At 63.7% G+C, this 18,806-nt stretch carries 20 protein-coding genes; 9 read left to right on the top strand and 11 right to left on the bottom strand.

Annotation, left to right across the window (positions count from 1 at the left end):
- Positions 1 to 3: 3 nt before the first annotated feature.
- Positions 4 to 291: a putative quinol monooxygenase gene (locus ABVV53_RS07300; RefSeq protein WP_353983735.1), complete on the top strand. Its 288-nt coding sequence runs from the start codon at positions 4 to 6 to the stop codon at positions 289 to 291.
- Positions 292 to 300: 9 nt separating this feature from the next.
- Here the strand turns inward: ABVV53_RS07300 and ABVV53_RS07295 are convergent, their stop codons facing one another.
- Positions 301 to 879, bottom strand: coding sequence for a YqgE/AlgH family protein (locus ABVV53_RS07295; RefSeq protein WP_353983734.1), 579 nt, complete (start codon positions 877 to 879; stop codon positions 301 to 303).
- A gap of 124 nt (positions 880 to 1,003) precedes the next feature.
- Between ABVV53_RS07295 and ABVV53_RS07290 the strand changes: the two genes are divergently transcribed.
- A complete protein-coding gene (locus tag ABVV53_RS07290; RefSeq protein ID WP_353983733.1) occupies positions 1,004 to 1,699 on the top strand; it encodes a fumarylacetoacetate hydrolase family protein in 696 nt (231 codons plus the stop codon).
- A 95-nt stretch (positions 1,700 to 1,794) separates the two neighbouring features.
- On the opposite strand, the gene ABVV53_RS07285 is transcribed toward ABVV53_RS07290, so the two are convergent.
- Both ABVV53_RS07285 and ABVV53_RS07280 read right to left on the bottom strand, forming a co-directional pair.
- Positions 1,795 to 2,403, bottom strand: a complete 609-nt coding sequence (locus ABVV53_RS07285) for a flavodoxin family protein (protein ID WP_353983732.1) — start codon at positions 2,401 to 2,403, stop codon at positions 1,795 to 1,797.
- A gap of 107 nt (positions 2,404 to 2,510) precedes the next feature.
- Entirely contained in the window at positions 2,511 to 4,265 is a 1,755-nt protein-coding gene (locus tag ABVV53_RS07280; RefSeq protein ID WP_353983731.1) for an SLC13 family permease, read from the bottom strand.
- A gap of 407 nt (positions 4,266 to 4,672) precedes the next feature.
- Between ABVV53_RS07280 and ABVV53_RS07275 the strand changes: the two genes are divergently transcribed.
- Positions 4,673 to 5,263 (top strand): DUF4142 domain-containing protein, encoded by a 591-nt coding sequence (locus ABVV53_RS07275; RefSeq protein ID WP_353983730.1) that lies wholly within the window; start codon positions 4,673 to 4,675, stop codon positions 5,261 to 5,263.
- 82 nt (positions 5,264 to 5,345) lie between these two features.
- On the opposite strand, the gene ABVV53_RS07270 is transcribed toward ABVV53_RS07275, so the two are convergent.
- A complete protein-coding gene (locus ABVV53_RS07270; RefSeq protein ID WP_353983729.1) occupies positions 5,346 to 6,866 on the bottom strand; it encodes a phospholipase D-like domain-containing protein in 1,521 nt (506 codons plus the stop codon).
- Between the two features lie 557 nt (positions 6,867 to 7,423).
- Between ABVV53_RS07270 and ABVV53_RS07265 the strand changes: the two genes are divergently transcribed.
- Positions 7,424 to 7,693, top strand: a complete 270-nt coding sequence (locus ABVV53_RS07265) for a hypothetical protein (RefSeq protein ID WP_353983728.1) — start codon at positions 7,424 to 7,426, stop codon at positions 7,691 to 7,693.
- Positions 7,694 to 7,730: 37 nt separating this feature from the next.
- Here ABVV53_RS07265 and queF read toward each other — a convergent pair whose 3' ends face one another.
- The gene (gene queF, locus ABVV53_RS07260; protein WP_353983727.1) at positions 7,731 to 8,222 is read right to left on the bottom strand and encodes a preQ(1) synthase; all 492 of its coding nucleotides are present in this window, start codon (positions 8,220 to 8,222) and stop codon (positions 7,731 to 7,733) included.
- 243 nt (positions 8,223 to 8,465) lie between these two features.
- A complete protein-coding gene (locus ABVV53_RS07255) occupies positions 8,466 to 9,131 on the bottom strand; it encodes a hypothetical protein (protein WP_353983726.1) in 666 nt (221 codons plus the stop codon).
- Here ABVV53_RS07255 and ABVV53_RS07250 point away from each other — a divergent pair.
- Genes ABVV53_RS07250 through ABVV53_RS07240 form a run of 3 tightly spaced genes read left to right on the top strand, consistent with a single transcriptional unit; the run spans position 9,130 to position 12,017 of the window.
- The gene (locus ABVV53_RS07250; protein WP_353983725.1) at positions 9,130 to 9,633 is read left to right on the top strand and encodes a hypothetical protein; all 504 of its coding nucleotides are present in this window, start codon (positions 9,130 to 9,132) and stop codon (positions 9,631 to 9,633) included. The genes ABVV53_RS07255 and ABVV53_RS07250 overlap by 2 nt on opposite strands.
- A 33-nt stretch (positions 9,634 to 9,666) precedes the next feature.
- Positions 9,667 to 10,884 carry a cystathionine beta-lyase gene (gene metC, locus ABVV53_RS07245; RefSeq protein WP_353983724.1) on the top strand — a complete coding sequence of 406 codons (1,218 nt, stop codon included), beginning with the start codon at positions 9,667 to 9,669 and terminating at the stop codon, positions 10,882 to 10,884.
- A gap of 5 nt (positions 10,885 to 10,889) precedes the next feature.
- Positions 10,890 to 12,017 carry a mechanosensitive ion channel family protein gene (locus tag ABVV53_RS07240; protein ID WP_419956767.1) on the top strand — a complete coding sequence of 376 codons (1,128 nt, stop codon included), beginning with the start codon at positions 10,890 to 10,892 and terminating at the stop codon, positions 12,015 to 12,017.
- Between the two features lie 5 nt (positions 12,018 to 12,022).
- Here the strand turns inward: ABVV53_RS07240 and ABVV53_RS07235 are convergent, their stop codons facing one another.
- Both ABVV53_RS07235 and ABVV53_RS07230 read right to left on the bottom strand, forming a co-directional pair.
- Entirely contained in the window at positions 12,023 to 13,744 is a 1,722-nt protein-coding gene (locus ABVV53_RS07235) for an amidohydrolase (protein WP_353983723.1), read from the bottom strand.
- Positions 13,741 to 14,637 (bottom strand): NAD(P)-dependent oxidoreductase, encoded by an 897-nt coding sequence (locus ABVV53_RS07230; protein WP_353983722.1) that lies wholly within the window; start codon positions 14,635 to 14,637, stop codon positions 13,741 to 13,743. Before ABVV53_RS07230 ends, ABVV53_RS07235 begins: the two co-directional genes overlap by 4 nt.
- An 82-nt stretch (positions 14,638 to 14,719) precedes the next feature.
- Here ABVV53_RS07230 and ABVV53_RS07225 point away from each other — a divergent pair, with 82 nt between their 5' ends.
- Together ABVV53_RS07225 and ABVV53_RS07220 are read left to right on the top strand one after the other, a co-directional pair.
- Positions 14,720 to 16,024, top strand: coding sequence for a threonine ammonia-lyase (locus ABVV53_RS07225; protein ID WP_353983721.1), 1,305 nt, complete (start codon positions 14,720 to 14,722; stop codon positions 16,022 to 16,024).
- A gap of 359 nt (positions 16,025 to 16,383) precedes the next feature.
- Entirely contained in the window at positions 16,384 to 17,229 is an 846-nt protein-coding gene (locus ABVV53_RS07220; protein ID WP_353983720.1) for an arginyltransferase, read from the top strand.
- A gap of 36 nt (positions 17,230 to 17,265) precedes the next feature.
- On the opposite strand, the gene tatC is transcribed toward ABVV53_RS07220, so the two are convergent.
- From tatC to ABVV53_RS07205, 3 genes are read right to left on the bottom strand one after another with little or no spacing between them, the layout of a single operon-like run.
- The gene (gene tatC, locus ABVV53_RS07215; RefSeq protein WP_353983719.1) at positions 17,266 to 18,072 is read right to left on the bottom strand and encodes a twin-arginine translocase subunit TatC; all 807 of its coding nucleotides are present in this window, start codon (positions 18,070 to 18,072) and stop codon (positions 17,266 to 17,268) included.
- A gap of 31 nt (positions 18,073 to 18,103) precedes the next feature.
- Positions 18,104 to 18,487, bottom strand: a complete 384-nt coding sequence (gene tatB / locus ABVV53_RS07210) for a Sec-independent protein translocase protein TatB (protein ID WP_353983718.1) — start codon at positions 18,485 to 18,487, stop codon at positions 18,104 to 18,106.
- A 30-nt stretch (positions 18,488 to 18,517) separates the two neighbouring features.
- Entirely contained in the window at positions 18,518 to 18,772 is a 255-nt protein-coding gene (locus tag ABVV53_RS07205) for a twin-arginine translocase TatA/TatE family subunit (RefSeq protein ID WP_353983717.1), read from the bottom strand.
- Positions 18,773 to 18,806: the final 34 nt, after the last annotated feature.

Raw genomic sequence — 18,806 nt, 5'->3', positions numbered from 1 at the left:
GCGATGATCCTGGTCATCGCGACGGTTCGCGTCGTGCCCCGCCTTCACGTCGAGTACGAAGCGGCACTGGCCGACATCATGCCGAAAGTACGCGCGGCGAACCCCGGCATTCTCTTCTATCATGCGGGCCGGTGCCGCGAGGAAGAGAATATCTACCGCATTATCGAAGCCTACGCTGACCGCGCTGCCATGGATCGCCACATCAGCAGCGCCAGCCTGCAGACGTCGCTAGCCACGCTCAAGCCGATCATTGCCGATATCGAAATCAAGTTGCACGATGTCGTAGCTTGAGGCTGCTGGTCAGGCCCGCCCGGTCGTATTGGCCAGAAACGAGGGGTCGATGCCCTCCGCTCGCCATGTCGCGGCCCAGCGCCCCTCGGCCGGAGTATCGAACACGACGCTGCGATGCCCGGTGGCCGCATACCAGCCATGCTGGCGCATTTCTCCCTCAAGCTGCCCGCTCCCCCAACCCGCATAGCCGAGCGCGATCAGCCACTGCTTGGGCCCTCTTCCCTCGGCAATCGCGCGCAGAACGTCCAACGAGGCCGACAAGGCGCAGAGCGGGTCGACCGCGATCGTGTCCTGGCCGCCCCAGTCGGTCGAATGGAGCACAAAGCCGCGGCCGGGCTCCACGGGGCCGCCATGCAGAACCTCGCGGTCAGGAGCGTCACCGGGATCAATGCCGACTTCCTCCAGCACCTCGTGAAAGCGCACCCCCTCGCGCACATGACCGATGCCAATCCCCAGCGCCCCATGCTGGTCATGCACGCAGATGACGTTGACTGATCGTTCAAAGCGCGGGTCGAACATGCCTGGCATTGCAAGCAGCAGTCTTCCCGACAGGTAAAGTTCCTCTGTCACCGCGCGAATGTAGGCCATTGTGGGCGCAGAGCAAGGCGGCCGGGCGGGAAGACGGCTCCGCTCGCCGCCATCGCACATCGAGGGTTTTCTCTGTCGGAAGCGCAGCTTATGCCGGCTCGCCCTTTACGGAGATTGCCGCCGCATGACCATGCTGTTCGATCCGCCCGCCACCCCTGCCGTGCCCGTGATCCGGGGAGACAGCCTCTTCCCGGTCCGCCGCATCTTCTGCGTCGGCCGCAACTATGAGGCCCACGCACGGGAGATGGGCTTCGCACCGGAACGCGAAGCGCCGATCTGGTTCACCAAGTCACCCGCCGCACTCTGCGCTGCCGGTGGAATGATCCCTTACCCCCCGGGCACACGGAACTGCCACTATGAAATGGAGTTCGTGGTGGCGATCGCCGGCTCCGGCTTCCGCGTGGATGCGGCTGACGCCATGGCGCTAGTCTTCGGATATGCTTGCGGGCTCGACCTTACACGGCGCGATCTTCAGAATGCCGCCAAGGCAAAGGGCTTCCCCTGGGACACCGGCAAGGACTTCGAGAATGCCGCAGTGATCGGCCCCATCACCCGAGCAGCCGACTTCGGCATACCCGCGGCCCAGCGGATCTGGCTCAAGCAGAATGGCACGATCAGGCAGGACGCGGTGCTTTCGGACATGATCTGGAGCGTGGCTGAACTGGTCGCCGATCTCTCAGGCATGTACCATCTGGCGCCAGGAGACCTCATCTACACCGGCACTCCCGCCGGGGTAGGCCCCATTGCGCCCAAAGACCTGCTGGAAAGCGGGATCGATGGTCTGGCGCCCATCAGCCTGCGGGTGGGCGAGCCGGAGTAGGCTACGCAGCCACCGGTGCTGTCTCTCGACCGCACCGCAATTCCCGTCAGTGTACGACAACTTAGATCGCCGGAGCGGCCCCGGCGCGTTGCCGGTTAGCCGGGATAAGGTGCTGCCTTCAGCAGACCTGCAAGGTGCGCCGCATTCGATGCGACCATCCCGGCGGTCTTCGTCACCTTGTCGGGCGTGCTGGGCAGATCCTTGAAGTCGGTCGAGCTCATAGCTTCGCCCACCCAGTAGCACGCAGCGACGGCAGGGATGGTCCAGCCAACATCATTCAGCGCCTGGAACAGCTGCGCCGAAGAGACGTGCGCTCCATCCTCATTGCCAACGATCGCGGTAACTGCAACCTTGCCGTAACTGGGCATGCGCCCTTGGTCGTCGGTTTCGGAGATGAAGGCGTCCATCCGCTCCAGCACGCGCTTGGCGACGCTACCAAGCTGACCCAGCCAGATCGGCCCGCCAAAGATCAGGATGTCGTGCGCCAGTATCTTTTCCCGCAAGGCGGGCCAATCGTCGCCCAGCCCTTCATCGGATGTTACGCCGGGCTTGATGTCGAGCGCAGCTACACGCACGGTCTCTGTCACCTCAACCCCATGTTTGGCGAAGGCGTCCTCCAGCACTGCGACCATCGCATCGGTCGACGACGCCTCGCTGGTGTCGGCTTTCAGCGTGCAGTTCAGCGCGATGGCTCTGAGCGGCATGGTTCTCTCCTTGTTCGATGGTACGGGTGCGCCCCGTTCGCGCAAGAAACGCCGGAGCCACACCTTGGTGCCGTTGCCCGCGGGTACAAGGCCCGCGGGCAGGCATCCTAGAACATCCAGTTGATCGCCAGGCAGGCTGCGACCCCCACGACGATGTTCATGGGCAGACCAACCTTCACGAAGTCGGTAAAGCGATAATTCGCCGCGCCGTAGACCAGGGTGTTCGTCTGATAGCCGATGGGGGTTGCGAAGCTTGCGCTTGCGCCGAACATGATGGCGACGATCAGCGGCCTTGGGTCGGACCCCATCGCCTCGCTGAGCCCCACCACCAGCGGAGTCATGATCACGGCCACCGCGTTGTTCGTCACAGTCTCTGTCAATGCGCTCGTCAGCGCGTATATCGCGAACAACAGAACCAGCGGCGAGGCGTAAGCCAGCGCTGGCCGCATCGCATCCACGATGAGCTGAACCGTGCCCGCCGCTTGCAACCCGGCGCCGAAGGCAAGCATGCCGAAGATGAGCACGAGCGTATTACCGTCGATCGCGCTCCAGGCTTCCTCCGGTTCAATACAGCGCGTAATCAGCACCACCGCCACGCCCACCAGAGCCATCGCTTCGATGGGTAAGTTGAACAAGGCTGCGCCCACCACCACGAAACCGAGCACGGCCGCAGCAATCGGCGCCTTCTGCCGCTTGAACGCTCGCGCCGGCGCTTCGGCGACTTGCGCCAGACCGATGTTGCTTGAAAGCGCGGTTGCAGCGTCCTCCCCTGCTGCGATGAGCAGGCGGTCCGCTGCCCGCACCCGGACGTTCGCAAGGTCCGGCCCTGGCAAGTGCCGCGGGCGTGATATGCCGAGCACTCTGACGCGTAACCGAGACAGCATCGGGATATCCGCAAGACGGCGCCCGATCACGGGATGCGATGGCGAGATAACCGCCTCCACCAGGCGAGCATCCTCGGGCCGGTCGGATCCTGCGGTGGGAATTCCCCCGCCGATGCCGGTCAGCCCCACGCGGAAGTCCAGCTCTTCAGCAAGGGACGCCAGTTCGGCCGGGCTCGCTGCCACGATGAGCTGGTCGCCCGCCTGCAACTCGACCTCCTCGAGCCTTTTACGCAAAGTGGTGGTGCCACGGCGGATCGCGGTGACTTGCACGCCTTGTCGGCGACTGAGACCCGTTGCGGCCAGTTCCTGCCCGACCAGACGACTGCTCGCGAGCAGGACCAGGTGGGAAAGGAAGTTATCGCTTTCGCCGTGCTCGCCCCCTGAAAGCTCCTCGCGATCGGGCAGTAGCCACGGGCCGATCAGACCCAGGAATGCGATGCCGGCCACCGCCGTGACCAGCCCGACGCCCGTGATCTCGAACATGCCGAAACCAGGCTGTCCCTGCTCTTGCGCCACACCGTTTACCAGTAGATTGGTTGACGTGCCGATTAGAGTCAGCGTGCCGCCAAGGACCGTCACATAGGAGAGCGGCATCAGCAGGCGCGTCGCGCGCGTCCCCATCACTTTGGCAAGGCGTTTGATGATGGGGATCATCACGATCACGACCGGGGTGTTGTTCATGAAAGCGGATGCGGTGAACGTGCCTACGCCAATCTCCGCCATTGCCAGCCGCGGCCGGCGCAAGGAACGCCGCAGCACCCAGCCGGAGATTTCCTCCAGCACACCCGTTCGCAAGAGTGCGCCCGACAGCACGAACATGGCGCCAATGGTGATAGGCGCGGTATTGCTGAAAACCTGCAGTAGCTCCGCTGGTGGGAGGAATCCCAGAACCATCATCAAGACGCCGGCAACGATCGCGATCACCACCGGAGGAAGGCGTTCGAGCGCAAAGGCGATCAGCAATCCCACCAGCAGCACGAGGCCAATGTAGGCGCTGTACTCGTCCAGGATGGGTGAGAGAGGGTGCGAGATGGAGAAGCTCCTAATTGATCGACGGGCCTGCGTTCAATCCGCAATTCACGGCATCGCGGAAGGTGGCAAGACAGGCAACACACGCTTATCCAATTTAATCCTTTGGCTGCTTCGCTCCGGCTCAAGCAGAATGAAAAACGCTTCCCCGCACGACACGCGTGGAACTTTGAAGCGCGCGGGTCGTTTAGCCCGACGAAGACGCGAAACGCCCTTAGGAGCAATCCTGCGCGCCGAGCGGCGCAATCCCCCGAAACAATTACGATCCCTTCCCGTTCAGAGACCGCATGCGGAAGCAGGGTGTCGGCACTAGCGCTCGAACAACCCTGTCCAAAGCACCACACGGAGAAAGTGCCATGAAGAAACTCATTCTGATCGCTGCATCTACGCTGGCCCTTGCTGCCTGCGGCAACAACGAGACCGCTGGCGATGTAGGCGAGACTGCGAATTCGGCCGTCAATGAAGTGCAGGATACTGCGGCGGGTGCGGTTGGCGCAGTCACCGCGCCCATGGTGAACACGGCTGACGGCTATGTCACCAATGCCGCCATCAGCGATATGTATGAGGTCCAATCGAGCCAACTCGCGCTGGAAAAGGCGCAGTCGGCTGAGGTGAAGACATTCGCCCAGAAGATGATTGATGATCACACAGCGACGACCGAGCAGCTGAAATCGACCATCGCGTCGGCCAACCTCAATCTGACGCCGCCGACGACGCTCGACTCTCGTCGCCAGGGCATGTTGGACAACCTGAAGGGGCTTTCGGGTGCGGAGTTCGACAAGGCCTACCTTGAGCAGCAGACTGCCGCGCACGAGGAAGCCCTGAAGCTTCACCGGGGCTTTGCTCAGGATGGCGATAATCCGGCCTTGAAGACTTTGGCTGGCGAGATCGCCCCCAAGATCGAGAACCATCTGCAAATGGTGCAAAAGCTGAAGCCGAACGCCTGAACGCCTGGAGCGTAGGCAGGTCAAAGGCCGGCTGGGCAACCGCCACAGCCGGCCTTGTCATGAATGCGGCGAACTCAGGATTTCAAAGTTGTCGCTCGATGGGGAGGCGGGACAGCAAAGCCACCAAGGCGCGGCTGAACAGCCCGGTGCCCGGCTCGACGAACTCGCGAACAGGGTAATCGTCGCGCGCATCGATCCAGTACATGCGTCCGTCTTCTGAAAGGCCCAGGCGGTATACGCTTGCTGCGATATCCTGATCGAAGGTCTCAGCAAGATCAGATGCGAGTTGCGGCGCCTCGATAATCAGACCGAGTTCGGTGTTGAGATGGGCAGAGCGCGGATCGAAATTCGCGGAACCGACATAGATCTCCCGCTCATCAACTCCGAACACTTTGGCGTGAAGGCTGCGGCCTTCACCTCGGAATGTACGCGAACGCGCCGAACTGGTGCGAACGAACTTGCGCGCAGTCTTGGGTTTGTCGTCGGGAGCTGGCATCTCGAAAAGCTGCACCCCAGCGGCGAGGAGTGCGCGGCGCCACGGCACGTAGCCGGCGTGGACGAAACCGACGTCGGTCGCCGCATACGAATTCGTGAGCACCCGTACGCGCACGCCCTTCTGCGCAAGGGCAATCAGATCGGCCGCACCCTGCTGGGTCGGGACGAAGTAACCGGAGATCAGGTCGAGCCGCTCTTCCGGCAAATAGAGATCGCCAGGCAGGAGAGTGGGCAAATCGGTCTGCTCCTCCCGGCCGTCCCCGTCAGAGTAGTCGTGGCTGACGAGGCGTGCAGGCGCCCAGACCATGCTCATCGTGCCGTCGATCAACTCGCCAAACAGGCGTCGTGAGCGTACGGCCTCGCGAAACCGCTCTGCCCGCTCGCTTGTCGCGAGGCTGACCCGCGCTCGCTCCATCCTGCGACGCCGCCACTTGGGCACCTTGCCGATGAGGCTCTCGACAGAGCGAACATCCGGCCCATTCCAGCACTTGTCGAACGCCTTCGACACTTCCACCACGATCGCGCCCACCGCAAGAACGTCCAGATCGACGAACAGCCCGCTCCTGCGAGCAGCGAAGTACTCGTCGCCGATATTGCGCCCCCCAAGGATCGTAGCCTGGCTGTCCACCGTGAAGCTCTTCGCATGCATACGGCGGTTCAGGCGAGGAAAGTCGAAGAGGTAATTGATCGTCTTGGGAAAGCGGATCACGCAGGGGTTGTAGAGTCGCACTTCGAAGTTGGGCTGCTCGGCAAGGCAGGCCAGCCGCGCATCGAGACGGCTGGTGCCAACATCATCCAGCAACAACCGAACACGCACGCCTCGTTGGGCGGCTGCCTCCAGTTCGTCCAGCAACAGCGATCCGGAGAGATCGTCGTGCCAGATGTAGTATTGCACATCGAGAGTGCGCTCCGCCGAGCGCGCCAGCAGGACCCGGGCAGCGAACGCGTCCTTACCCTCGCTCAGCAGCTTATGGCCGGTGAGCCCCACGCCTTGCGGTCCGCGACTTTCGACCTCACGACCAAGCGCCGTCCCGCGCGTATCGAGATCCGCGTGCGACGGCGGCCGAATGCCAGCCGGCGGCAATTGCAGAGCCTTAAGACGTCTCACAAAGCGATGCTCCCCCTGAGGGAGACAATGGCGAGCGCGCAGCAGGGTTCCGTGGCTGACGCACTCACTCCAATCATCCGGTCTCCGCATCGGATCGGAAAGGCGCCATCGAAGATCATGCCGTCCCCATAACAGGCGCTGTCGCGCATCCAAGCGCTAGGAGGCAGCTTGGAGCGGCCCGGCGCAAAGGCGGCAACCACCAACTCTCTCGGACACTGGCCGGGGAGTCGGGAGCAGACATGATCCGTGTGATTCGTCTTGCGCGCGCATCCAACGCTGCACTCGCGTCTGACGATGTTGCGCGGCTGGCGGAGCTGGGAGGGGATGCGCCTGGAGAGACCATCGAGTTCTACGTGCCGCGAAAACGTCCGCCGAGCGTGGGGAAACGACAGCACCAGCGCCGCGCTCGGCTCCCTCGACTGGCCCGAAAGGCACGGCTTCATGCCGGCCCCGCTGGGCGGCACGCTCAAGCAAATTTTCCGCTCATCCCACAAACTGCACAGATGGCGGGATACCTTTACCCCCTAATGCGTTAAGTCCCTGAAAGGTGATTGCGAATGAGTGGAATGTTGTTTGCCCTCGCACTGTTTGGCTGCTCCGATGACGGCTCCGCGTGCGAACGCCTGGCAGCTCCCGAGCAGACTTACGAAAGCCGTGTCGAGTGCATGGCATCGCAGCCTAAAGCGCTAGATAGCCGCGTTGCGTCCTCAGCCGATCACCCGAGCGTCTTTGCGCATTGCATGACGAAGACCCAGCTGACGCAGCTTGGCAAAAACTCGGTCGACTTGCGCAAGGTGGGCGTCGCCTTCGCCGCTGCGGGCTACTAAGTTCAACGCCTCGAGAGGCCAGTCAAGGCAAAAGATGTCAGCCGCGGCCGCGGTATGAAGCTACGCCTTGATCAGGCACCCACAACCCTTCAGGTGCTGAAGCGGACTGCCAGAACACGTCGATCGGGATCCCGCCCCGTGGATACCAATAGCCGCCAATCCGCAACCAGCTCGGCGCCATCTCGGCGAACAGCCGCTCTCCAATTCCGACCGTCACATCTTCGTGAAACCCACAGTGGTTCCGGAACGAGCCGAGGAAGAGCTTGAGGCTCTTCGATTCGACAATTGTTTCACCCGGCGCATAATCGATCACGATGTGCGCAAAGTCGGGCTGCCCCGTTACCGGGCAAAGCGAGGTGAATTCAGGAGCCGCGAAGCGCACGAGGTAAAGGGCGCCTTTGCGGGGATTCGGGACATAGTCGAGCTGCGCCTGTTCGGGTGAGCTCGGCAACGCGCTCTGCTGACCGAGGTGCAGCGGCGCAGTAGAAGGCGGAGAGGCGGTTGGCGGAGACGCTGGAGATTCACTCATGCATGTGCCAATGCCGCCAACCCGGCGGGCAAGCAACCTGCCGTGTACGTTCGGGAAATTAAGTCGGTGTTCAGTCGCAGCCGGGCAGCGGCCCGCTGGCACGGGGAATAGGCACATGCGAGCGGCATTCGGCAAGGCATCGTTGAAGTCATCAGTCGCGCTTACGGCCGCTCTCGCCGTGGCGTATCCCGCGCTGGCGCAAGATACCGGGTCGGTGAGCGACTACCGCCTGCCGGAGCCGAATCAACCTGCACGGCCGCAGACGCAAGGCCCCGTCGATCCGGACAATCCCTGGGTTGCGCCCTCCTCCCCGACGAGCGAGCAGCGGGAGACCCGGTCGCCTGCACCTACGCCGACCGCAGCACCGCGCGTCACGCTTCCTGCTCCAACTCCAGCGCCTGCAGCCACGCCACGAGCAACTCCTCGCCGCGAAACGCCCGCACCGAGCGTGCCAACCACCGCCTCGCCCACTCCCGCTGCAACCACTGCGGCTCCGGCAAGCACCGCAACGCCGGCGCCCGAGCCTTTCCTCGCGCCCTCGCCGCCGGCAGCCGAAAGCGCGCCAGCTGTAGACGCCACTGCGCCGACCACGCCGTTGACTTCGACACAAGACAGCCCGGGAACGAACCTCTGGCTGATCGGCGGAGTCTTGGCCGCTGCGATCGCCGCAGGCGCGTTGCTGCTTCTGCGCCGACGCCGGGCCGTTGCCTCAGGAGAGCAAGAGGCAGCGGAAATCTCCGCCAGCCTACCCCAGGATGCGCAGCCGCAACCCTCGCCGCCCGCACGCACCCGCGCGGGTGGCGCCGTGCCGCCCAAAGCGGCCGCACAGAAGCCCTCACCTGCGCCGCCGCCGCCCCCCGCGCCGGCCACCACGACATTCTCGCCGGAAGAGCCCCTGTCGCTCTCCATGGCTTTCGCCCCGCAGGCTATTCGCCTCTCGCTCGTCTACGCCACGCTTCAGTACGAGCTGGAAGTAGTCAATTCAGGTGCCGAGCGCTTGCCGGAGTTGCAGGTCCACGCCGACCTTTCCTCCGCGCATGCTTCCATCGACACGCGCGAGCAGCTCGCCCCATCGCCGGGACAGCTCGAAGTTAAGCATACCGTGCCTGCTCTCCCTGTTGGCGAGACTATGCATCTGAAAGGCGAGATTCGCATCCCCTTGCAACAGATCCGGCGGTTGATGAAAGGCAATGCGCAGTTTTTCGTGCCCCTCGCGAGATTTTGCTTTTGCTCTCCCGAAGGGGAGGCCGTCCGACGTGTCTTCACAGTGGGCCAGCACAATCCGAACGGCTCCGGGGCTCTCGCTTCGGTACGTCTGGATGCCGGTCCTCGGAACCTGCGTGAGCTCGACGCGCGTGAGATCGAGGCAGCACGCGGCTTCGCGCTCGACCCTGTGCGAGCGCACGGCTAGTCTCTCGTGCAAGAGGCACCCACGGAGCGGAATTTGAAGGACCGGAAAGTCGAAGACCTGGGGCTGGCGTCCGCGACCCGGATCGTAGCCGCCGGACGCAGGCCGGAGTGGACCGGTCCCGTTGTTAACCCGCCGGTCTGGCGCGCCAGCACGCACCTCTACGAGAACATGGCTGCTTTGGCTGAAGGGCCGCGCCGGAACGAAGATGGACGGTTCTTTTATGGCCGCCGCGGAGCGCCGACGCAGTGGGCTCTGGCAGACGCGCTGACGGCGCTAGAGCCGGAAGCCGCCGGCACAGTCCTTTATCCCTCCGGCGTTGCCGCGATTGCCGGCGTTCTGCTCACGCTGGTGCGCCCCGGCGACGTCGTTCTGATGACGGATAATGCGTACGACCCCAGCCGCGCGATGGGCAAGGGGCTGCTGGCCGACTTCGGCGTCGCGACGCGCTACTTCGATCCGCTCGATCTGTCAGCCTTTGAGGCTGCTTTCTGCGATCGCACGCGCGTTGTCCTGCTTGAGGCGCCGGGCAGCCTGACTATGGAAGTGTGCGACGTTCCCGCCCTTGCCAGTATCGCGAGGAGCCGAGGGGCCGTGTCCGTGCTCGACAACACCTGGGCTGGGCCGACCGGTTTTGCGTCGCTCAGCCATGGAGTAGACGTGGTGCTGATGGCGCTGACCAAGCACATCGGCGGACACTCCGACCTGATGATGGGCAGCGCAAGCGCCGGGCCCGAGCTATATGACCGCCTCCGGCTGCGAGCGCAGAGCCTGGGCCATGTTGTCTCACCGGACGATGCCGCCTTGGCGCTACGCGGCCTGCGCACGCTGCACCTGCGGCTGGAGCGTGAGACCGCAAGTGCGTTGCACATCGCGCGATGGCTGGTGGATCAACCACAAGTCGCCCGGGTGCTGTGCCCGATGCTACCCGGCGCACCCGGTCACGAGCTTTGGAGCCGCGACTTCACCGGCGGATGCGGCCTGTTCAGCTTTGTCCTGCGTGGCGGTGACGCGGCCCGAAGAGTCCGGTTCATCGATGCGCTGTCCTTGTTCGGCATCGGCTACTCGTGGGGCGGGTTCGAGAGTCTGGCAGTGCCCGTCGACCCGGCACCGATCCGCAGCGTCATGGCTTGGCCGCCTGCCGACACAGATCCGGTGGACCGCTTCGGCGTTCGCCTGTCGATCGGCCTTGAGGATCCCGACGACCTCATTGCCGACATTGAGCGCGCATTCGCAAAGGCAGGTGACAAGTGAGCGCCATAGTCCCTCCCGAGGTCGACGCCACCGGCGCTGCCGAGGGCATCGCGCCGGACGGGATCGCCACAGATGCCGTGGTTCTCCCAGCGCCCGCGCCCACCGTAGAAGTCGTGGTGAAGCAGCCGGTTGCTGCCGCCGATGGGATCCGTGACGCTGTGGCCTCCAAAAGCGGATCGGCGGGCGAGGTGGTGAACACCCTCGACGAGCTCGCGCTGCAGATTGGAAGCACGCGGGTCTCGCTGTGGGATCTCCTGGTTGTGCTGATCGTCATCGCGCTCGTCATCACAGCCGCGTGGTTCACCAGCCGCATGGCTCGTCGCGTGCTCGGGCGCATGACCAGGCTCGATCAGACGCAGGAACTGCTGGCGGAAAAGGTCATCAGCCTGTTCGTCTGGGGCGTCGCGATCCTCGTGGGCATCGACGTCTTGGGCGTCGACCTGACTGCGTTTGCCGTCTTTTCCGGCGCCTTCGGCTTGGCCATCGGCTTCGGCCTGCAGAAGACCTTCGGCAACCTGATCGCCGGCATCATCCTGCTGCTCGACAAGTCGATCAAGCCGGGCGACGTCATCGCCATTGCCGATCAGAGCGGGCAATCGACATTCGGCCAGATCCGCCGCATTGGCATCCGCGCCGTCTCGCTGACCACGCGCGACCAGAAGGAATACCTGATCCCGAACGAGAACCTGATGGTTAATCAGGTGGAGAACTGGTCCTATTCCTCCAAGAACGTGCGCATTCAGGTGCCCGTGGGTGTCGCCTATAGTTCAGACATCGGGCAGGCCGAGAAACTGATGCTGGAGGCCGCCCGCAGCGCAAAGCGCGTGCTTCAGGTCCCCCCTCCGACCGTGTGGATGGACAGCTTCGGCGACAGTTCGGTCAACTTCGTGATCCATTGCTGGATTCAGGACCCCGAGGAGGGCGTGGGCAACGTGCGCTCCGAGGTGCTCAAAAAGCTGTGGTGGCTGTTTAAGGAGAACGACGTCGAGATCCCGTTTCCGCAGCGGGATCTCAACTTGCGGGACAGCGAGGCCTTCCGCACCCTGCTGGACGCCTTGGAACGGGACAGGCGACTGGACGCCAGTGAAATTTCCAACTCCCCCGCCTCAGGTGAAGACCGCACGGCGGGATAAGAGCTCTACCGCCCGTCCGATCCTGACGCCCGGCTCGGCGGTGACGCGACCGGCTTGGCCACACCGCGGCTTGCGCTCCACGCCTGCTGCCCGTTGATCCAGGTCTCCAGAACCTTGGTCTGGCGCAGTGCCTCGGGTGGGACGGTGGTCGGGTCACGATCGACGAACAGGAAGTCGGCGCGCATGCCGCGCGCCAGCCGACCCAGTCGGTCTTCCGCGAACATCGCGTAGGCAGCGCCCGTCGTGTAAGCGGCCATGGCCTCACCGATGGTGAGGCGCTCCTGCGGCTGCCAGCCCCCGAGCGGCTGAGCGTCCGCATCTTGGCGGCTGATCGCCACGGCCATGCCGACGAAGGGCTGCGCCGGCTCGACCGGCGTGTCCGAGCCGAACGCTAGCTTCGCTCCCGCCCCCGCGAGCGACTTCCATGCGTAAGCGCCGGAAAGGCGGCTGGGGCCCAATCGCGCTTCGGCCATGATCCGGTCGGACGCCTGATGCTGGGGCTGCATCGACGCGACGGTTCCGTGCGCGCCGAAGCGAGCAATGTCGATGGGGTCGACGACTTGTGCATGCTCAATGCGCCAGCGCCTGTCGCCTTTATAGGTCGCGGAAAGCTGCTCAATGGTATCGAGCGCGAGGTCGTTGGCCTTGTCACCGATGGCGTGAACCGCGACCTGGAAGCCATCGATCGCGGCACGGCTCATCTGGTTGCCCAATTGCGTCTCTGTGAGGCGCGGCAGCCCCGTTACGTCGAGCGCATCGGCATAAGGCGCCTTGATCCAAGCGCCGCGAGAGCCCAGCGCACCATCGAGATAAAGCTTCACGCCTTGCATCTTGAGGCGATCGCCATAGAGCCATGGCGTCGGCCCAGGGCCGCCGATCAGCACCATGTCATCCACGCCGCCAGCATAAGCAACGATGCGCATCCGCAAATTCCCGGCGTCCGCTGCCCGGCGATAGGCCTGCCAGTCGCGGATCGTCGTTCCCATGTCCGCGACCGCCGTCACGCCTTGGCTCAAGAACTCCAGCTGGGCTTCACCAAATGCGGTGTCGCGGTCCGAGGGGCGGGGCTGCGGCACCTTCGCGCCAACGAGTGCCTGCGCGGTGTCGACGAGCACACCTGCGGGCTTACGACTGCCTTCCATGCGCTCGATCCGGCCTCCGGCAGGGTCGGCGGTCGTCTCGGTCACGCCGCCCGCTGCGAGGGCTGCTGTGTTCACCCAAGCGGCGTGCCCGTCGATGCGCGTGAGGAACGCAGGCTTGCCACCCGTCGCACGGTCAAGCTCGGCAGCGGTCGGCATCCGGTCGAGCCCCCAGCTCACCTGGTTCCACCCGCCGCCTTCGATCCAGGCGCGGTCCGGATGGACCGCAACATATGCGGTTATCCGCGCGAGAGCCTCTTCGAGCGAGCGCGCCGCCGAGAGATCGAGCGTCATCCTGGCAAAGCCGGCATCCATTACATGCGTGTGCGCATCGATCATGCCGGGAACCAGGACACGGCCTTTGCCGTCCACCTTGTAAGCTACCTTCTTGGGCCGCTTGTCCTTCTCGCGATAGACCGCGGCGATGTGGCCGCTGTCATCGATCAGCAAGCCGGTGAAGCGGTCCAGCCCGCCCTTTCCGTCCGGCGTAATGCCGACGACATCGTCAACCAGGATATCGGCCCAGGCGCCCTCGACGGTGAGCGCAAACAGAGGCAGCGCGAGGGCTGCTGCGAATCGGCGGCTCATTTTCCACCCTTGCGCGGCAAGCGCTTGATGATGGCGCTGGTATCGAGCCGACCGCCGCCCATCGCCTGCACATCCGCATAGAACTGGTTGACCAGCGCAGTGAGGGGAAGCGAGACGCCGAGCCCCCGGCCCTCGTCCATTGCAAGGCCAAGATCCTTGCGCATCCAGTCTATGGCGAAGCCGAAGTCGAACTCGTCCGCGTCCATGGTCTTCCAGCGATTGTCCATCTGCCAGGATTGCGCGGCACCGCCCGAGATCGCCTCGTAGACGCGCTCCATGTCGAGGTGCGAAGCCTGTGCGAAGCGGACCGCTTCGGCAAGGCTGGACACGATGCCGGCGATGCAGATCTGGTTGGCCATCTTGGCCGTCTGTCCCGAGCCTGCCTTGCCGACGTGAACGATCCTTTGAGAGTAAGCCTCCATCACCGGGCGCGCGGCTTCGATGGCGGACTTGCGCCCGCCGCACATCAGGGTGAGCGTCCCGTTCTCCGCGCCGATTTGCGAGCCGGTCATCGGGGCATCGACGCAGTGAACTTGCAAGTCGCGCGCTTCCACTGAGATCTGCCGGGCGATCCGGGCCGAGACAGTCGTATGGTCCACGAACGTGCCGCCCTGCCGCAGCGACTTGAACACACCGTGGGGGCCAAGGACGACATCGGCAAGATCATCGTCGTTGCCGACGCAGGTGATGACGACATCCGCGCCTTGCGCCGCATCCGCCGGGCTCGAGGCCACCCGAGCGGCAAGGCCAGGGTTTGTCTCCTGCCACTTTTCGGCGCGCTCCGGAGAGCGGTTGTAGATCGTCAGCTCGTGTCCGGCCTGGCCGATGTGCCGCGCAATTGCGCCGCCCATGACGCCCAGCCCCAGGAAAGATACTTTTCTGGCATGGCTCATGGGGCACCCTTAGAGCCTGTCCCTGCAAGGTGGAAGCGTCGGCGTGCTTTCATTCGGCCGGAGATTCCGGTAGCCCGCGTTCATGGACCAGCAGCTCAAAGAAATCGCGGCGCCGCCAGCGTCGGCCGCGCTTACCGCCGAGGACGTACACGCCGCGGCGGCGCGAATTTCGGGCAAGGTCATTCACACGCCGACACTCTACAGCCGCACGCTCAGCAAGATCGTGGGCGCCGAAGTCTGGCTGAAGTTCGAAAATCTGCAATTCACCGCCGCTTACAAAGAGCGCGGCGCGCTCAACAAGCTGCTCACACTGCCGGCCGATGCGAAGACGCGCGGCGTTATCGCGGCGTCGGCCGGTAATCACGCCCAAGGCTTGGCGTATCACGCGGGGCGGCTCGGCATCCCCGTGACGATCGTGATGCCGCGCTCCACTCCGATCGTCAAAGTGCAGCAGACGCGGGGTCACGGCGCCGAGGTCGTGCTCGAAGGAGACAGCTTCGACGAGGCTTACGCCCATGCTCGCGAGATGGAGCAGGCCCGTAACCTCATTTTCGTCCACCCCTTCGACGACCGCGAAGTCATGGCCGGACAGGGCACCGTTGGCCTCGAAATGCTCGCGGACGCCCCCGAACTCGACACGATCATCGTGCCGGTAGGCGGGGGCGGGCTGATCTCTGGAGTTGCGGTCGCCGCGAAGAGCGTGAAGCCCGACCTCCGTATCGTCGGCGTTCAATCGAACCAGTATCCCGCCATGTACCTTCTCAAGCGCTCCGAGCCGGTTGCCGGCGGCGGGGACACGATCGCCGAGGGCATCGCGGTGAAAGAGCCGGGCCTACTCACCCGTGCCGCCGTGATGGAGCACGTGGACGAGATGCGAGTCGTATCCGAAACCCGGATCGAGGAAGCCATTTCGCTGCTTCTCGATATTGAGAAGACTGTCGTGGAAGGCGCTGGCGCAGTCGGGCTCGCGGCGCTCCTGCCGGCAAAGAACGGAGCTTTCCGGCCCGAGTTCGTCGGTCGCAAGATCGGCGTAATCCTCACCGGCGGAAATATCGATCCGCGCTTCTTGGCCAACGTGATCCTGCGAAATCTTGCCCGATCGGGCCGAATCGGCCGCATCGCCGTCCTGCTCGACGACAAGGTAGGCGAACTCTCCAAGCTCGCCGGCCTCTTCACTCGCAATGGCGCCAACATCATTGAGGTCTCGCACCAGCGGATCTTCGGCGTACTCTCGGCCAAAAGCACCGAAACCGAAATCGAGTACGAGATCCGTGACAAGGACGCGCTCGAGGGGCTGCTTCTGGACCTCGACGAAGCCGGCTATGCTTACGAGGTGATGACGATTTCTGGGCGTCGGCCCGGCCGATCGCTGCGCGCCCGCAACTAACGGGAGCCACCGGGGGCTTCAGGCGTTCCGGTGGGATGCAGCAACGCGTTAGGCCCCATGCTGCCGGGAGCGGCAGTCTATCCTGTATTCAGTTCGTGGCGGCCAGGCTTTTACTCAGCCGGCGCTTCTGCCGCCGCGCGCAAAGAACACAGCGCCGCTTGCGCGTCCCCGGCTTTAGTGGAACGTCTTGGCGACGCGCTGTTTCAAAGTCGGACGGTGGCAAGGCTGATGTATCCACTGCTGTGCAGTTTCCGCGCTCAAGAACGGGAAATGTGGTTAAAACACTTTAAACGCCGAGGTGCGGCATGCATATCTGGGGCAGGATTTTCGGCAGAATACTAAGAGGAAGAGACACCCCGGTGACGGCACCCGTTCGCTTTCCCAGATTTTTCGTGACCAGCCCGGCTCCGTGTCCCTATCTTCCCGGGCGCAGCGAGCGAAAGGTGTTCACCGAACTCAAGGGTCCGCACTCCGACGCGCTGAACGATGCGCTGGGGCGAATCGGCTTTCGCCGCAGCCAGAGTGTGGCTTACCGGCCCTCGTGTCTTGACTGCCAGGCGTGCGTATCGGTGCGGGTGGCGGCTGAAGAGTTCGCGGCGTCCTCGACTCAGAAGCGCAACCTGAAACGCAACAGCGACTTGGTGGCGACGGTATGCCGTCCATGGTCCACCAGCGAGCAGTTTGAACTGCTGCAGCGGTACCTGGGCGCACGCCATCCTGAGGGCGGCATGACCAACATGGACGAAGTCGACTTCGCCGACATGGTCGAGCACACACCTGTCACAAGCTACGTCATCGAATATCGTGAGCCTTCAGCGGACGGTGTCACCCCCGGCCGTCTGGTCGGAGCTTGCCTGACGGACAAGCAGTGCGATGGCTTGTCAATGATCTACAGCTTCTATGATCCCGATCATGATACGCGCTCGGGATTGGGCAATTACATCATCCTCGATCACATCCGCCGGACGGTGGAGATGGGCATGCCCTTCGTCTATCTTGGCTATTGGGTCGAGGGTTCGCCCCGCATGCAGTACAAGGTGCGCTACCGGCCGCTGGAGCGCCTCACTCGCTCGGGGTGGGAACGTATTTCGGAGAGCGAGCAGGACGCCCTGATCGCCGCCGCAGTCAGCATGCCACGCGGCACTGGTGGCGAAGGTGCGAACAAGGACGGGCTTGCGATGGGAAGTGCCCGCGTTGTCGCTTGATCGGGGTTGCCGGCGTTAGCGTTTCCGGCCCCAGCTTCACTCTGCCGGTGCGTCCCGGCCCGAGCGCTCTTCAGCCGCCTTCTCGCGTTCGTCACGGCGCTCCGTAAACCACATCAGCAGCAGCGTGCCCTCGAACAGCAGGATGAGCGGGATCGCGAGCAGGAGCTGCGAGATCACGTCGGGCGGCGTTGCCACCGCAGCGACAACGAAGATCCCCACAATCGCGTAGCGGCGGGCAGCGAGCGCCTGTGCTCGGCTGACGATGCCGGCACGGTTCAGCAGCATCAGCATCACCGGCAGAAGGAAGCTGATTCCGAATGCCAGGATGAACTGCATGACAAGCGACAGATAGTCGCCGGTGCCGGGAAGCGCCTCGAGCTTGAGCCCGCCCCGCTGCCCCTCAAACCCTAGGAAGAAGTGAAAGGCAGTTGGCATCACGACATAGTACGCAAGCGCCGCGCCCATTGTGAACAGCACGGGGGTAGCGATCAGGAACGGCAGAAAAGCCTGCTTTTCCTTTGAGTAAAGCCCCGGTGCCACGAAAGCCCAGATCTGGTTGGCGATGATCGGGAAACTGATGAAGAACGCAGCGAAGATGGCCACCTTCACCTCCACGAAGAAGGCTTCGTACAGCTTGGTATAGATCAGCCTGCCTTCACCCGGCGGAAACGCGGCAGTCAGCGGTCGCACCAGGAAGGCGAAAATATCGTCCGCAAAGTAGAAGCACGCCGCAAAGGCGATCGCGAAAGCGACGAGTGCGCGCACCAGACGGGTGCGCAACTCGATGAGGTGGTCGAGCAGCGGAGCCTGCGTATCGTCGATGTCCGAAAGACGAAAAGCCACGGTCACCAACCCTGACTTTGGAGCGAAGCGATCATGGCGGCGGCAGCGGTAGTTGCGGTTCGGCCTCCGGCTGCGGCTCGGCTTCCGGCTGGGCCTTTTCCGGCTTTACGGCCACGCTTGCGGGCTGCCGCGCTTCGGCCGAGACCGAGTTCGGCCCCATATCCTCGGCGGAAGGCAACTGCGGATGCGCCTTCATGATGGCTTCGTTCTGCTCGCGCCACTTGCGCTCCATTTCCTCGAGCTCGGCCTCACGCACCATGGTGTCGATACCCGAGCGGAAGTGACCGGAGATGCGGCGCATCTTGCCGATCCAGCGCCCGGCAGTACGGAGCGCCATCGGCATGTCCTTTGGCCCGATAACGACGACCGCGATGATGACGATCATCAGCAGTTCGGATGCCCCGATGTCGAACATGATCGTGGTCGCCTAGCGCTGATCTGGCGATCAGACCTTAGTCTTGGGCTCGCTCGAGGTAGGCGTCACGTCGGGATTGGCGTGAGTCTCAGGTTGCTGCGACGGAATCTGGGCGGGAGGCGGTGGCGGAGTGTGCTTTTCGCTGCTCTCGTCATTGATGCCTTCTTTGAAGCTTTTGATGCCCTTGCCGAAATCACCCATGATTTCCGAGATGCGGCCGCGGCCGAACAGGATCAAGACCACCAGCAGGACTATGATCCAGTGCCAAAGCGATAGGCCACCCATAACTGCGACTCCAAATGCTTGCGTCAGTCTGTGA

The organism is Novosphingobium kalidii, from assembly GCF_040534015.1.
Lineage (GTDB): Bacteria > Pseudomonadota > Alphaproteobacteria > Sphingomonadales > Sphingomonadaceae > Novosphingobium > Novosphingobium kalidii.
This window is presented reverse-complemented; position numbering and strand designations above follow the sequence as displayed.